Source organism: Campylobacter concisus, assembly GCF_003048595.2.
Lineage (GTDB): Bacteria > Campylobacterota > Campylobacteria > Campylobacterales > Campylobacteraceae > Campylobacter_A > Campylobacter_A concisus_L.
This window is the reverse complement of sequence record NZ_CP049270.1, coordinates 463,918-477,327: the sequence shown is the minus strand read 5'-3', so window position 1 is coordinate 477,327 and position 13,410 is coordinate 463,918. Positions and strand designations below refer to the sequence as shown.

Genomic DNA, 13,410 nt, shown 5'->3' with positions numbered 1-13,410 from the left:
GCTCAATCTCCATCAAAATTGTTCTATCAAACGCTTAAAGAAGCCCCCAAAGCTCCTGCTTTGCTCATTGTTAAGCACTTTTCGTTCCAACCTATAAAGCAAATTCGAAGCTATCTGTTTTATCTGAGCGCTAGGCTCAGCATAAGCAGCGTCGTCTGTAAAAAGCGTTCGTTGCTTTATGCTTCTTGAAACATTCTTATCAGAAGCCACAAATCCTATAAGCTCTAAATTTAAGCTAGGTCCGATATTTGCATTTGCCACTCGCTTTATATTTTCATAAATTCTAATCGCCTCAGCCTCATTTTTTACCATATTTAGCAGTAAAAGCTCGCTATTTTTAAACCTTGAAACGATCTTTATAACAGCGTACGCGTCAGTTATCGCCGCAGGGTCAGGCACAGTCACCACAACTACCTCATCAGCCGCTTCTAAAAAGAGCTGCGTACTGCCGCCTATGCCAGCTCCAGTATCAATTATCAAAAAGTCAAGCTCATCAAGCTCGCTCGCCTCGTCTAAAAATCTTTCAAATAAAAATTGGTTGTTAAATTTCAAAATTTCATCACCGCTCTCGCCAGGGATCAGGATCAAATTTTTATTTATAGGTATCAAGATATCTTTTAAATTGCACTCGCCTTTTAGCACGTGAAGCAGGTTTTTACCCATTTTTACATTTAGGATCACATCAAGGTTTGCAAGGCCGATGTCAGCGTCAAAAAGCCCTACTTTATAGCCATTTTGCGACAAAACATTTGCCAAATTTGCACTTATTGTGCTCTTACCAACGCCACCTTTGCCGCTTGTGATCGCTATAAAATGCGTATTTTTGCTCTTGTTTTGAGATTGGACTAAATTTTGTAGTTTTTGTGCTTGATTATTCATCGCTAGCCTTTTGCTTTGTAAAGCCGTCAAACACGCACTCTACTAAAAATTCGCTCTTTGCCTCCACAAGATCATCAGGCACCTCTTGGCCCACACTAAAATAGCTAACTGGCGTATTTGTCTCATATATCAGCGAAAAGACATTGCCAAAAATTTTTGTCTCATCAAATTTGGTTATTATAAGTGTGTCGATGTCTAAAAACGAAAATCCATTATAAATTTCTATCAGATCCTCAACTTTTGAACCAGCCGAAAGGACCAAATTTACATCAATCTTTGCACCGCTATGCTTTAAAAATTTATCAAGCCTTTCAAGCTTTTCTTTGTCATACTGTGAATTTCCAGTCGTATCAATAAGTACCACATCACAATAATTAAGCTGTTTGATAGCATTTTGAAAGTCATCTATCTCGATAACATCGAGAATAGGCAGCTTCATCATTTTAGCGTATTGAAATAGCTGCTCAACCGCTCCGATACGGTACGTATCAAGCGTGATGATGCCTGTTTTATACCGCTTTTCATTGCCGTAAGCAAAACGAGCCGCTAGCTTTGCAAGAGTCGTCGTCTTACCAACTCCAGTTGGACCAACTAGCATCATAATACGTTGTTTTTTATCGTTTGGCTCTTTTCTGCAAGGTAGCATATTTCGCAAAAGCGAGTAAAAATATCTTTTTACTGCGGTTGGATTGCTCTTCATCGAGACTGGCAAATTTTCAAGCGTCGTTTGCATGATAGCCTCTAAATGCTCATCTTTCATGCCGCTTTGTTTTGCGAGCTTATAGATGCTGGCAAACTCAGGTGGGATCGAAAGATTGTTTCGATTTGGGGCTTTTTCGTCCCAGATCATGTCAGTTATCAGCCCTATTTTTTCGCTTAGCATGCTTACTTGCTTTGCCACATCGTCTATTTTTTTATTCATACCATTTGGTATGCTTGACTCCTTATCTTTGACATCATCGATATTTACATTTGCGATCGTACTTATCTCTTTTGCAGCAGCTGAGATATTTAAAAGCACGCTCTCATTTGGATCGTAAGGCTCGGGCGACGCTGTCTTTGCCTCAAATTTAGCTGGCTCTTCTTTTATCTCAAATTTTGGCTTAGCAGGTTCATAGTTTTTATTAAATTTAGAGTAGGCATTTTCGTAGTTTATGGCTTTTGTATTTGGTTTTGCGGGCTGCTTTACGTCGTCTTCTTCGACGCTTACTAAAATTTCATAAAGCGGTTTTTTATTTATAGTTTTGGCTTGAATCTGTTTTGTAGTAACTAGTATGGCCTTTTCGCCGCACATTTCTTGAGCCTTTTTTAAAGCCTCAATGGTGCTCTCGCCTGTAAAAGTATGAAATTTTGTAGCCATTTATATCCTTTTAACCTCTCATAAGCCCTAGTGGCACGATCACGCTAAGCCTCTTGCTAGCTCCTGGGTGCGGAACGATAAGGCGCGGCGTCTTATAGACTTTTTTACTAAAATACAAAATATCCAGATCAAGCGTACGTGGGGCATTTTTAAATGTCCTGATACGCTTAAATTTACTCTCATAGTGCCTTAAAATTTTTAGTAAATTTCTAGACCCCAGAGATGTTTGTAAATTTATAACAGCGTTACTAAAATCATCCTGCGCTTCGTAGCCAAACGCCGCATTTATAAGGATCGGCGAAACTTCAACTACATGAAATCTGCTATCACTTGTAATCGCTCTTATAAATCTATCAAACCTCTTTGCGCTTTCGCCGATGTTGCCACCCATGCCAACTAGCGCCTCATACTTAAACTCATTTCTTTTATGAAAAAAACTAGGGCAAAAACGGCTTTTTACGATCTTTCTTGCTCCAGCTAGCCTCATAAAATTTCGCACCCACCTTCTCTTGCGACCACCACGTCCTCGATGCGTACGCCAAATTCATTTTCTAGATAAATTCCAGGCTCTATACTAAAGACCATGCCCTCTTTTATAAGCGTTTCGCTCCTTGCTGAGATGACTGGAAGCTCGTGTATATCGACACCCACGCCGTGCCCTGTCGAGTGAAAAAAGGCTTTTTCATATCCAGCCTTTGCTATCACATTTCTTGCTGCAAGATCTATCTCGCACGCCCTAACTCCAGCCATTGCGACCTTTATCGCAGCAGCCTGAGCCTCTTTTACGATCTCGTAAATTTCTTGCATTTTGGCGTTTGTAAATTTTTGCTCCTTTGAGAAGTTAAAATTTTCATCAAAGCAAGCAGTTCTGGTGCGATCAGAGCAGTAACGCTTAAATTTAACCCCAGCGTCAAGTAGCAGCAAATCATCTCTTTTTAAAATTTTATCCCCAGGTAGCGCATGCGCCTTTGCGGCATTTTCGTTTATCGCCACGATCGGATCAAAGCTAAGACCTAGCTCGTTTTTTTGCCTAAAAATAAGCGTTGCGTTAAAATGAAGCTCTTTTTCGCTCATTCCTTCGCCATTTTCACGCACAAATTTAGCAAATTCATCAAAGCATTTTACTCCAAATTCACTAGCTTTTTTTAAAATTTTTATCTCATCTTCGCTCTTGCAAATTCTATTTAGTCTAGAAAAATTTGCCTTTGGCTTAAAATTTATCTTAAAACCTTTGCTAAGTGCGTTATACTCGCTCAAACTTAGCTCATCAGGATTAAAAACAAGGCTTTTTGGTTTCATCTTTCTTAAAAAAGCCCTGACCTCGCTTATTAAATTTCTCTGCGCCAAAAGAACGACTACACCAGCATTTGCGCAGCTTTTTGCCTCAAAATAATACCTCGCGTCCGTGAAAAAGTATTTCACGCCATCAAGACATAGCAAAAACTCATTATCGCAGCTATATCCACACTCGTAATATACGGCGTTTTCGTCCTTTAAGATGAAATTCATTGTGCGTTTTGATTTGCTCTTACTGCTTTTATTTGCTCAAAAATTTGAAGCATTCCTATCATTGCTAAATGATAGCCAACTGGTCCAAAGCCCACGATCTGACCTGCTGCAACTGGCGCGATAAGACTTTTGTGGCGGAACTCTTCTCTTCTATAAACATTGCTGATATGCACCTCGATAACCGGTAAAGCGACCGCACTTAGCGCATCACGGATAGCTATTGACGTGTGAGTGTAAGCGGCTGGGTTTATGATGATGCCATCAGCATCGCCCAAGCACTCTTGTATCTTATCAACTAGCTCGCCCTCAAGGTTGCTTTGAAAAAACTCGATCTCGACGTCATTTTGATCGGCGACAATCTTCATTTGAGAGTGGATGTCCTCCATCTTCATAACGCCGTAAATTCCAGGCTCTCTAGCGCCAAGCATGTTGATATTTGGGCCTTGGATAACCATTATTTTTAGCTTCTTATCCATGTCACTCCTTTTTGATTAAATAACCTAAATTATACATTTTCGTTCCTAAATTTTCGCTACAATAACAAAAATTTAAGGCCAAAAATGGAAATTCTAAAAGCAAAAAAGATCATCACTGGCGGAGAAAATCCAAAAATTTTAAGAAATTCTTGTGTTGTCATCGATGACGATAAAATTTTAGAAATTTTAAGCGAAAAAGCAGCGATTGAGAAATTTAAAGAGGCTAAAATTTGCGACTTTGGTGACAGCGTGATCACCCCGGCCTTCGTAAATACTCACATTCATTTAGAGTTTAGCTCAAACATCAGCACCCTAAAATACGGCGACTTCATAAAATGGCTTGGCTCTATCATCGATAAAGGTGGTGATCTAGCCAAAATAGACGCTAAAAAAGCGATGAGCGAAGCTATAAATTCACTGCTTAAAAGTGGAGTTTGCACCATTGGCGAGATATCTAGCTTTGGCAGTGATCTTGAAATTTTAGCCGCTAGCCCTCTAAAAGTCGTGCTTTTTAGTGAAATTTTAGGCTCAAGCGAGCAGATGATTGATCAAAATTTGCAAAATTTCTTAGCTAAATTTGAAAAAACAAAGGGCTATAAAAGTAAAAATTTCACCCCAGCCATCTCGCTGCACTCGCCCTACTCTGTGCACCCAAAGCTAGCTAAAGCTGCCCTTGAGATAGCCAAAAAAGATGACTTGCTAGTTAGCACGCACTTTTTAGAGAGCAAGGCTGAAAAGCAGTGGCTAGAGCACGGCAGTGGTGGCTTTAAAAAGCATCTTTTAAGATTTAGCCCAGATCCAAAGCCGATGTATGACGCGGAGGGCTATTTTGCGATGTTTCGTGAGATAAATACGCTGTTTATACACTGTGTTTATGTGAGTGATTTCGCTAAATTTAAGCCCCATCACAGCGTGACGCACTGTGCCGTTTCAAATAGACTGCTTGGCAAAAAGGCGCTAAATTTAAAAGAAATTTTTAAAAACAACGTTAGCCTAAACATCGGCACAGACGGCCTTAGCTCAAATATCAGCCTAAATTTCTGGCATGAGCTAAGAGCCGCCCTATTTACCCATACAAGCCTTGATCTAAACGAGCTTGCCACGAGGCTTTTTGTCGCTGCAACGCACGGGGGCGCAAAGGCGCTTAGGACAAATAACGGTGAGATAAAGGCAGGACGCGCAGCTGATATCGCAATCTATAGCGACCTAGAGTGCGATGATAACGAGCTAATACTGCAACTCATACTTCACACAAACGAGGCTAAAAAACTATATATCGGAGGCAAAATTTGCAAATTTTAAGGCTTATTTTTAGAGGAATTTTGGGAATTTTTAAATTTATCAACAACTACTTTAAGGCGCTCATATTTTTACTGATCCTATTTTTCGTATTTGCGCCAAATGGCAAGATGCAAGAGCCAAATTTAGCCCGCATAGACATCGTCGGCACAATACTTGACACAAGCGAGATCTTAGAGTCGCTAGAAAAAGCAAGGCTTGATAACAACATCAAAGGCGTACTGCTCTACATCGACAGCCCAGGCGGCTCACTAAGCCCCAGTGTGGAGCTAGCCATGGCGGTCAAGCGGCTAAAGGAGAGCAAAAAAGTGCTCGCATACGCAGCTGGCAACATGGCGAGTGGTAGCTACTACGCTGGCGTAAATGCCGACGCCATCATCGCAAACCCTGGCGCTTTCATCGGCTCGATAGGCGTCATCATGCAAGGGGCAAACATCGAAAATTTAGCCAAAAATTTAGGCGTGAGCGAGCAGGTGGTGAAGGCTGGCGAGTTTAAAGAGGCTGGCACCTTTATGAGGAGCTGGAGTAAGCAGGAGCGTGAGAGCTTGCAAGGGCTCGTAAATGACGCTTATATGCTCTTTGTAAGTGACGTGACGGAGGCTAGAAATTTAGATATCAATAAAAAAGATGAATGGGCAAATGCAAGGGTCTTTTTAGCGCACAATGCCCTAAAAATGGGGCTAATTGATAGCCTTGGCAGCTACATAGACGCTCAAAACGAGCTAGCTAAAATGAGCCTCGTAGATGAGCCAGTCTGGCAAGAAAAACCGCAGATCGAAAAGATAATGGAGAAATTTACAAAGCAAGGCATAAACTCGCTTTTTAACGCATTTTTCGAGACAAAGCTTAAATAATCAAAGCAACACATGGCTAATCAAAGCAAAAGATCAGGGCGGCGATAAACTGCATATATAGTATAAATTTAGCTCATGCTTTGCAAAAATTTTTTGGCTATATTTTTTAGCTTAAACTCATAAAGTAGATTTTGGATTTTGTCTGCTGATTTTATATATAAACCAAGATCATTTGCTAAAATTTTGTAATAAATTTGCGGGCTATCTTTTAGATTAATTGGTGGTGATTTTGAGCTTTTTGAGAGCTTTTTGCCATCTTTTAAAAGTAGCTTATGATGAATAAAATTAGCATTATAAAAGTTAAGATTTAGCCTTTTTGCAAGGTATCTTTGAGCTAGCGTGCAAGCCTTTAAATCCTCACCTCTAACAACCAAATTTATACCCATATCCTCGTCATCTATCACGCTTGCAAAGTTGTAAGCAGGAGTAAAATCTTTTTTGTAAATCACAAAATCGCCCATTTGCTCTGCCACAAGCTTACCAAGAGGATCACCCTCATCCACGCTTAGTCTAATGGCGGTCCTGTCTTTTATAAATTTTAGATTTTTATTTTTGCATATTTTAGTGTAAATGCCGTTTTTGTAGGCACCTTTTGTAGTCCTTGAACATTCACAGATATAAATTTCATCTAGTTTTTCAAGTACGTCTTCGTATCTTTTAGCTCTTACTTTAAAGCTAAAATTACGCTCAAAGTCACTTAAGCTAATTGGGCCTTTATCGTATTCAAGCCCCAAAAAATCTAAAACATCAAAGATATTTTGAACAAATTCTTGCCGGTATCTACTAAGATCATAATCATCGATACGTAAGTACAAAACGCCATTTGCCGAACGTGTCAAGAGATAAGTTAAGATGAAGTTATAAGCATTGCCAGCATGCAAAAACCCACTAGGCGTAGGAGCTATACGGGATACTATGCCACCACTTGGTGGCAAATAGTCATTAATCTCTTGGTCTAGCCTCATTTACCCTTAAAGTACGTCCGCCTAGTTCTTTTTCATTTAGCGCGTCTATAGCTTTTTGTCCCTCATTTGCATCGTCCATTTCAACAAAGCCAAAGCCTTTTGAGCGATCAGTTTCTCTATCTTTTACTATTTTTGCTCGCCTTACTTCACCAAATTGTGCAAAGGCTTCCTTTAATTCTGCCTCTGTCGTCCTATACGACAAATTTCCTACATAAATATTCACAGGAGTATTCCTTAAAAAAATTACCGATTTATTCGGTTAGTGTGATAATAGCTAATTTTCGTCAAAAAGATGTAAAAAATCAAAAATTTATTATATTTTTTTGAAAAATATTCTTAAAAGCTACAAACTCGTATATATAGAGCTTCTATAACTATCGCTAAACAAAATCTAATCTTAAGTTTAAAAAGAATAATTAAATAAAAAACTATTTTATCTTTATAAGCTATTTATAAAGTAAATCATTCTTTACTTGAAGATAGGCTTCATCGCCAAGTAAATTTTTAACTATAAAAAGTGCAAATTCCATTGAAAATGCAGGACCCTTTCCTGTGATGATGTTTTGATCTTTTAGCACGTTTTTATCGCTCACGTAGCCTCTTTTGTCGCTTCTTACATTTTCTTCAAATCCAGGATAGCAAACAAAACGATCTTTGAGTACACCAGCATGCTCAAGCACCATAGGAGCAGCGCAAATAGCACAAATAAGTTTATTACTTTTATCAAAATTTTGCAAAATTTCTTTAAGTCTTGCGTCATTTGCTAGGTTACTAGCTCCTGGGAGTCCACCAGGAAGGATGATCGCATCATAGTCTAGCTCTCTCATTTCACGAAGCGTCACATCGGCTTTTACGTATATATTGTGACATCCCTTGATATTTACATCATTTAGCCCGACAATAGAAGCTATCGCCCCGGCTCTACGCAAAACATCAACAGAAGTTAGCGCCTCTATCTCCTCAAATCCGTCAGCCAAAATCACAGCTATTTTTTTCATGACTTTTCCTTTGAAGTAGTATTGCCTGTTTGTTAAGTAAAATTCTATATAATTTTGGCTTATTTCACAAGAAAGGACAGAGCATGCAAGTAAAAATTATTTACTGCAACTCTTGAAACTATCGTCCGGTAGCTTCTCGTGTAGAAGATGAAATAAAAGCGAACTTTAGTGATGCAAGAGTCGAAAAGGTTATAGGTGATGGTGGAAATTTCATCGTCGAGGTTGATGGAGATGTTATATTTTCTAAGAAAGATCGCATCGGAAATGATGAAGCGAGATTTCCTCACGGTGAAGAGATCACAACTCTTATAAACAAATATCTTAAAGAAAAGTCGGCTTAATGCTAGCTACCGAGACGGGAAACCGTCTCGTTTTTTCCCATTTTTAACTTGCAATTCTACTATCTTGATATAAAAATTTTATAATTAAAACATTAGTCTATCTCGCTAAGAATTTTCATTTTTTTATATATTTTTTGATTCTTAAAGATTTTACTAGCTGATGTTTGGCCATATTTGATTTTTATCGAGCATAAAAATTTTATGCATTCTATACTAGTGCTACTTAAAATTTTACAATATATGAAATGAAGTTTTTGCTAAAGCCAATACTTTTTTTAAATAGTGACTTTAGCTAAGCATTGGGCTTACTAAACGTAAATTTAGCAAGAAAGATTAAGCTGCTTTATTTATTTGCACGCTCGATATACTCGCCGCGAACAGTATCCACACGGATAACTTCGCCCTCAAGTACATGGAATGGTATCTGAACTACCGCGCCGCTCTCAAGAGTAGCTGGCTTTTTACCGCCTTGCGTATCGCCCTTGAAATTTGGTGGAGTCTCAACTATCTTTAGCTCAACTACTTGTGGCACTTCAACGCCGATCGCATTGCCATTGTGAAATAAAATTTCAACCATCATGCCATCGATCATCCATTTTTTTACATCACCCACATCCTCATCGCTAATAGCAACTTGTTCATAAGTAACCGTATCCATAAACTGACAATACTCACCATCATCATAAAGATACTGCATCTCTTTTTCTTCAAGATGTGGTTGCTCGCATTTATCGCCTGCGTGAAAAGTCTTTTCAAGCACTTTTCCGTCGATAAAAGATTTGATTTTCGCACGAACAAAAGCTGCACCCTTGCCCGGTTTAACGTGTTGATATTCTACGATTTTATAAGGAACGCCATCGATCTCGATCTTTAGCCCTTTTTTTAGATCGCCCATTGAATATGAAGCCATTTTTTATCCTTTCAAAATTTTATATAACTGCGTATTGAGCCCAAACGCAAGCTTCAAGTGCGTTTAGTCTCTCTAACGTTTCTGCTTTTATATGTTCATCAACCAAGATTACAGCAAGTGCCATATTGTGATCATCTCTACCAAGGCGGAAGTCTGCAATGTTTATCTTCTCGTCAGCTAAAATTTTACTGATTTGAGCAATAACGCCTGGCACGTCATGGTTTTTAAAGATGATCATCTTACCTTTTGGCTTAAAGTCGGTCTTAAAACCATTTATCGTTACGATGCGTTGCTGATTTTCACCAAACACCGTTCCACCTACGGTTACAATGCCATTTTCAGTAGTTAAGCGAACGGTGATTTTATTTTTAAAAATACTATCTCCGCCAAGACTAGTTTCGGTCACTATACCTTTTTCATCGCATAAAAATTTAGCATTTACATAATTTATCGCATCACCAAGACTCTCTTTTAAAGCACCTACGATTGCAAAAGTTAGCATTGAATTTGCATATTCGCTGATTTGACCATGAGTTTCTATACGGATAGCCTTGATAGCGCTTTTATTTATCTGTGCAGCAAGAAATGCCATCTTGCTTGTAAGATCGATATAAGGCTCAACAAATGGCGGTAGATCTTCTGTTTTTATAGGTAAATTTAACGCATTTGGATAGCTTATACCACGAGCTGCTAAAATAGCTTGCTCGACTGCCTCTACTGCGATATTTCGCTGCGATTCAAGCGTATTTGCTCCAAGGTGTGGGGTGACACTTACATTGTTTAGATCAAGAAGTGGATGATCAGTTGCTGGCTCTCTTGTGAAAACATCAATACCAGCAAATGCTATCTTGCCACTTTTTAGTCCTTCATAAAGCGCTTCTTCATTATAAAGACCACCTCTAGCACAGTTTATAAGTCTTACACCATCTTTCATTTTTGCGATCTCTTTGGCGCCGATCATATTGGTTGTCTCTTTAGTCTTTGGCGTATGGATCGTGATAAAATCACATGCTAAAATATCATCAAAATTTTTAGTGTAAGTACCGCCCATATCGATAACTTTAGATGGGTCAATATATGGATCATAAGCAATGATCTCCATACCAAAAGCTTTTGCACGAACGGCTACCCTTGAGCCAATATTTCCAAAGCCGATCACGCCAAGCTTTTTCTTAAAAAGCTCAACCCCATACCACTTCTCGCGTTTCCAAATTCTATCTAGTTTTAGATCGTTGTGAGCGTATTCAAGAGATCTAGCTGAAGCTAGCATATGCGCCATTGTTAGCTCAACTGCAGCAATAGTGTTTGCAGTTGGAACGTTCATAGCTATTATGCCACGCCTTGAGCATCCTTCTATATCGACATTATCTACACCAACACCAGCTCTAACGATGGCTTTTAGTTTTTTACCAGCGTTTAAAAAGGCCTCGTTTACTTCAGTTGAGCTTCTTGTTATAGCAACATCAGCCTCGCCTAAAATTTTTAAAAGTTCATCTTTGGGAGTATTAACTGCATCTATTACGTTTATATCTTGCTCTTTTTTTAAAAGTTCAAAACCTACTGGATGTATCGCATCGCAAACAATGATAGTTTTCATAATTTTACCTCTCTCACACTTGAATGGATATCATAAGCTCTTAGTTCTAAAATGATATTTTGTAGAAGTTTAGAGTCTTGAGTATTTAAAAATATCTGGCTTTTTGCACCATCTTTTACAACAGTAAAATCGACCTCACTTTTTCTTAAAGTCTGCATCAAACAAAACATTGAATAGATATCATTTTTATCTATCAAAAGCTCATATGCAGTAATCTTTGGCTTTTCTATTTTGGGTCGGTTGTATTCTATAAAAATTTCATTTACAGGCAGCACATAATCTCTTTTTCTAATAGTTGCTAGCTCACTCATCCAGTTGGTATTGCTGGTCGTATTTTTGGTTAAAGTTTGCTCATTTGTGATATTTTCTTCATATATCTGGCTGAAATTTACACTTGCAAATTTAACAAGAGAAATTCCAACCAAACCCAATATTACAAATAGCAGGACAACTACTAATAAAAGTATGCGTCTGCCCATTTAAACTAAAGTAATTGTTCTTTTATAATATCGCCAAGTGTTACTTTATCATCGTTATCATTGATCTCATTTAACACTTCACGCTCTTTTTGTTTTGCTAAACGGCGTATGCTCAGGCGAATTCTATTTTTCTTCTCATCGATAAATGCGATAGCTGCTTCGATATCATCGCCAATCTTAAGTGTACTAACGTCTACACTACCTAAATCTTCTTTGCGGATCAGCGCATCAACGTTATCACCAAGCTCTACAAATACGCCAAAGTCTTTAATGTCGCGAATTGTTCCTTTTACGATATCACCTACATTAAATTTATCAGCGAATGCTTGAACTGGACTTTGTTTTAGGTCTTTTAGGCTAAGTGAAACTTTTTGTTCAGCACTATCGATTTTGATTATTTTTACTTCAAGCTCGTCACCAGCTTTAAACATATCTTTGCATTTATCGTTTCTATCCCAAGACGCGTCTTCATTATGTAGTAAGCCTTCAACGCAACCCACTCTAACAAATGCACCAAAATTTGTGATAGTTGTCACAACGCCTTTTACTACGTCGCCCTCTTTGTGTTTTGCCTTAAACTCATCAAATGGCTTTGGAAGTAAATTTTTAAGGCTTACTCTTAGGCGGTGTCCTTTAGCATCAATTTCAATAACTTCAACATCAATCTCTTGACCTTCATTGATGTGATCTTTTGGATTTTTGATATTTTTATCCCATGAAATTTCAGATATATGTAAAAATCCTTCAATATCATTTCCAAGATCAACAAATGCGCCATAAGGCTCGATATTGCTAACTGTAACTTTGATAGTGTCACCAACCTCTAGTCCATCATTTATGATCTCTTCCCAAGGATCTGGAGTAGCTGCCTTGATAGATAAAGATAGGTGGCGTTTTTCGTTGTCATAACTGATAACTTTAACTAAAACTTTATCGCCTTCTTTATATAGTGAGCTAGGGTTTACTGGGCCTTTATAACTTATCTCGCTGTAATGCACAAGCCCATCAACACCGCCAACATCAACAAACATACCATAAGTTGTAATTTTTTTAACTGTACCCTCTATAACGCTATCATTTTCTACTATGCTTGATAGAGCTTCTTTACGCTTTTTGCGGTCGTCATCTAAAATTTTCTTTCTAGAGACAACTATGCTATTTTCTTCTTTATCAATTTTTATAACTCTTACTTTATATGTTTTACCAATTACGCCTTCAGCGTTTTTAAAGCCGCTGTGAGTTTTTGGTAAGAAAAATTCCACCCCATTTGCATCTTGAGTTATAAAGCCACCTTTATTTTTTCCAACTACTTTTACGTCGATTTCGCCAGAATTTTCAGGATCGTAAGCTTCGATGAAAGCTTTAACTTTCTCTTTTCTAAGTGCTTTTTTGTGCGACACTATAGGTCTTCCATTTCTTGATCCAGTTATTACAACTTTGATCGTATCGCCAACTTTATGTGTCAGGTTGCCGTTTGCATCAGTGATCTCAGAAACATTTAAAATGCCTTCTGACTTCTTGCCAACGTCAATCAAAACCTCATCGCCATTGATACTGACGATCTTTGCGTCACTATCTTCTTCAGTCTTTTTAAAAGACTCCTCTAACATCGCAGCAAAATCAATATCTTCGATATCTTCGTCTTTTGCTTTTCCTAATTGAACACTTTTGTTCACAGCCATCTTGATCCTTTAAATTTTATTATGCCAGTAGAGGCAAATTGGCTTATTATAGTTAATTGTG

The 13,410-nt window shown here is 38.2% G+C and carries 15 protein-coding genes; 3 read left to right on the top strand and 12 right to left on the bottom strand.

Going from position 1 to position 13,410, the window contains the following annotated elements:
- Nucleotides 1–12: 12 nt before the first annotated feature.
- The 5 genes from CVT15_RS02380 to aroQ are packed head-to-tail and all read right to left on the bottom strand — an operon-like array spanning nucleotide 13 to nucleotide 4,224.
- A complete protein-coding gene (locus CVT15_RS02380) occupies nucleotides 13–879 on the bottom strand; it encodes a P-loop NTPase (protein ID WP_103577304.1) in 867 nt (288 codons plus the stop codon).
- Entirely contained in the window at nucleotides 872–2,239 is a 1,368-nt protein-coding gene (flhF, locus tag CVT15_RS02375; protein WP_103577305.1) for a flagellar biosynthesis protein FlhF, read from the bottom strand. Before flhF ends, CVT15_RS02380 begins: the two co-directional genes overlap by 8 nt.
- Before the next feature lie 10 nt (nucleotides 2,240–2,249).
- A complete protein-coding gene (folK, locus tag CVT15_RS02370) occupies nucleotides 2,250–2,726 on the bottom strand; it encodes a 2-amino-4-hydroxy-6-hydroxymethyldihydropteridine diphosphokinase (RefSeq protein WP_103577306.1) in 477 nt (158 codons plus the stop codon).
- Complete coding sequence (locus CVT15_RS02365; protein ID WP_103577307.1) at nucleotides 2,723–3,748, bottom strand: M24 family metallopeptidase; 1,026 nt, start codon at nucleotides 3,746–3,748, stop codon at nucleotides 2,723–2,725. Before CVT15_RS02365 ends, folK begins: the two co-directional genes overlap by 4 nt.
- The gene (gene aroQ, locus CVT15_RS02360) at nucleotides 3,745–4,224 is read right to left on the bottom strand and encodes a type II 3-dehydroquinate dehydratase (protein WP_009294223.1); all 480 of its coding nucleotides are present in this window, start codon (nucleotides 4,222–4,224) and stop codon (nucleotides 3,745–3,747) included. The genes CVT15_RS02365 and aroQ overlap by 4 nt, the downstream gene beginning before the upstream one ends.
- A gap of 84 nt (nucleotides 4,225–4,308) precedes the next feature.
- Between aroQ and mqnF the strand changes: the two genes are divergently transcribed.
- Together mqnF and sppA are read left to right on the top strand one after the other, a co-directional pair.
- Entirely contained in the window at nucleotides 4,309–5,526 is a 1,218-nt protein-coding gene (mqnF, locus tag CVT15_RS02355) for an aminofutalosine deaminase family hydrolase (RefSeq protein WP_103577308.1), read from the top strand.
- Nucleotides 5,514–6,377 (top strand): signal peptide peptidase SppA, encoded by an 864-nt coding sequence (gene sppA / locus CVT15_RS02350; protein WP_103577309.1) that lies wholly within the window; start codon nucleotides 5,514–5,516, stop codon nucleotides 6,375–6,377. The genes mqnF and sppA overlap by 13 nt, the downstream gene beginning before the upstream one ends.
- Nucleotides 6,378–6,445: 68 nt before the next feature.
- On the opposite strand, the gene CVT15_RS02345 is transcribed toward sppA, so the two are convergent.
- The 3 genes from CVT15_RS02345 to CVT15_RS02335 all read right to left on the bottom strand — a co-directional run bounded on the left by CVT15_RS02345 (nucleotide 6,446) and on the right by CVT15_RS02335 (nucleotide 8,340).
- Entirely contained in the window at nucleotides 6,446–7,342 is an 897-nt protein-coding gene (locus CVT15_RS02345) for a glutamate--tRNA ligase family protein (protein WP_103576875.1), read from the bottom strand.
- Nucleotides 7,320–7,565, bottom strand: coding sequence for an RNA recognition motif domain-containing protein (locus CVT15_RS02340; RefSeq protein ID WP_009294719.1), 246 nt, complete (start codon nucleotides 7,563–7,565; stop codon nucleotides 7,320–7,322). Before CVT15_RS02340 ends, CVT15_RS02345 begins: the two co-directional genes overlap by 23 nt.
- A gap of 223 nt (nucleotides 7,566–7,788) precedes the next feature.
- The gene (locus CVT15_RS02335) at nucleotides 7,789–8,340 is read right to left on the bottom strand and encodes a DJ-1 family glyoxalase III (protein ID WP_103576876.1); all 552 of its coding nucleotides are present in this window, start codon (nucleotides 8,338–8,340) and stop codon (nucleotides 7,789–7,791) included.
- Nucleotides 8,341–8,423: 83 nt separating this feature from the next.
- Here CVT15_RS02335 and CVT15_RS10150 point away from each other — a divergent pair, with 83 nt between their 5' ends.
- On the top strand, nucleotides 8,424–8,681 hold the full coding sequence (locus CVT15_RS10150; RefSeq protein ID WP_255349566.1) for a SelT/SelW/SelH family (seleno)protein: 258 nt from the start codon (nucleotides 8,424–8,426) through the stop codon (nucleotides 8,679–8,681).
- Between the two features lie 343 nt (nucleotides 8,682–9,024).
- Here CVT15_RS10150 and efp read toward each other — a convergent pair whose 3' ends face one another.
- The 4 genes from efp to CVT15_RS02310 are packed head-to-tail and all read right to left on the bottom strand — an operon-like array spanning nucleotide 9,025 to nucleotide 13,349.
- Nucleotides 9,025–9,591, bottom strand: a complete 567-nt coding sequence (efp, locus tag CVT15_RS02325) for an elongation factor P (RefSeq protein WP_021090997.1) — start codon at nucleotides 9,589–9,591, stop codon at nucleotides 9,025–9,027.
- A 19-nt stretch (nucleotides 9,592–9,610) separates the two neighbouring features.
- The gene (serA, locus tag CVT15_RS02320) at nucleotides 9,611–11,191 is read right to left on the bottom strand and encodes a phosphoglycerate dehydrogenase (RefSeq protein ID WP_230853983.1); all 1,581 of its coding nucleotides are present in this window, start codon (nucleotides 11,189–11,191) and stop codon (nucleotides 9,611–9,613) included.
- Nucleotides 11,185–11,667, bottom strand: coding sequence for a hypothetical protein (locus CVT15_RS02315; RefSeq protein ID WP_103576877.1), 483 nt, complete (start codon nucleotides 11,665–11,667; stop codon nucleotides 11,185–11,187). Before CVT15_RS02315 ends, serA begins: the two co-directional genes overlap by 7 nt.
- 5 nt (nucleotides 11,668–11,672) lie before the next feature.
- Nucleotides 11,673–13,349 carry a 30S ribosomal protein S1 gene (locus CVT15_RS02310; RefSeq protein WP_103576878.1) on the bottom strand — a complete coding sequence of 559 codons (1,677 nt, stop codon included), beginning with the start codon at nucleotides 13,347–13,349 and terminating at the stop codon, nucleotides 11,673–11,675.
- Between the last annotated feature and the right edge of the window lie 61 nt (nucleotides 13,350–13,410).

Bases quoted from the DNA above. Each gene is read 5' to 3' on its own strand.
- CVT15_RS02380 (WP_103577304.1), bottom strand. From the start codon at position 879: ATGAATAATCAAGCACAAAAACTACAAAATTTAGTCCAATCTCAAAAC.
- flhF (WP_103577305.1), bottom strand. From the start codon at position 2,239: ATGGCTACAAAATTTCATACTTTTACAGGCGAGAGCACCATTGAGGCT.
- folK (WP_103577306.1), bottom strand. From the start codon at position 2,726: ATGAGGCTAGCTGGAGCAAGAAAGATCGTAAAAAGCCGTTTTTGCCCT.
- CVT15_RS02365 (WP_103577307.1), bottom strand. From the start codon at position 3,748: ATGAATTTCATCTTAAAGGACGAAAACGCCGTATATTACGAGTGTGGA.
- aroQ (WP_009294223.1), bottom strand. From the start codon at position 4,224: ATGGATAAGAAGCTAAAAATAATGGTTATCCAAGGCCCAAATATCAAC.
- mqnF (WP_103577308.1), top strand. From the start codon at position 4,309: ATGGAAATTCTAAAAGCAAAAAAGATCATCACTGGCGGAGAAAATCCA.
- CVT15_RS02345 (WP_103576875.1), bottom strand. From the start codon at position 7,342: ATGAGGCTAGACCAAGAGATTAATGACTATTTGCCACCAAGTGGTGGC.
- CVT15_RS02335 (WP_103576876.1), bottom strand. From the start codon at position 8,340: ATGAAAAAAATAGCTGTGATTTTGGCTGACGGATTTGAGGAGATAGAG.
- efp (WP_021090997.1), bottom strand. From the start codon at position 9,591: ATGGCTTCATATTCAATGGGCGATCTAAAAAAAGGGCTAAAGATCGAG.
- CVT15_RS02315 (WP_103576877.1), bottom strand. From the start codon at position 11,667: ATGGGCAGACGCATACTTTTATTAGTAGTTGTCCTGCTATTTGTAATA.
- CVT15_RS02310 (WP_103576878.1), bottom strand. From the start codon at position 13,349: ATGGCTGTGAACAAAAGTGTTCAATTAGGAAAAGCAAAAGACGAAGAT.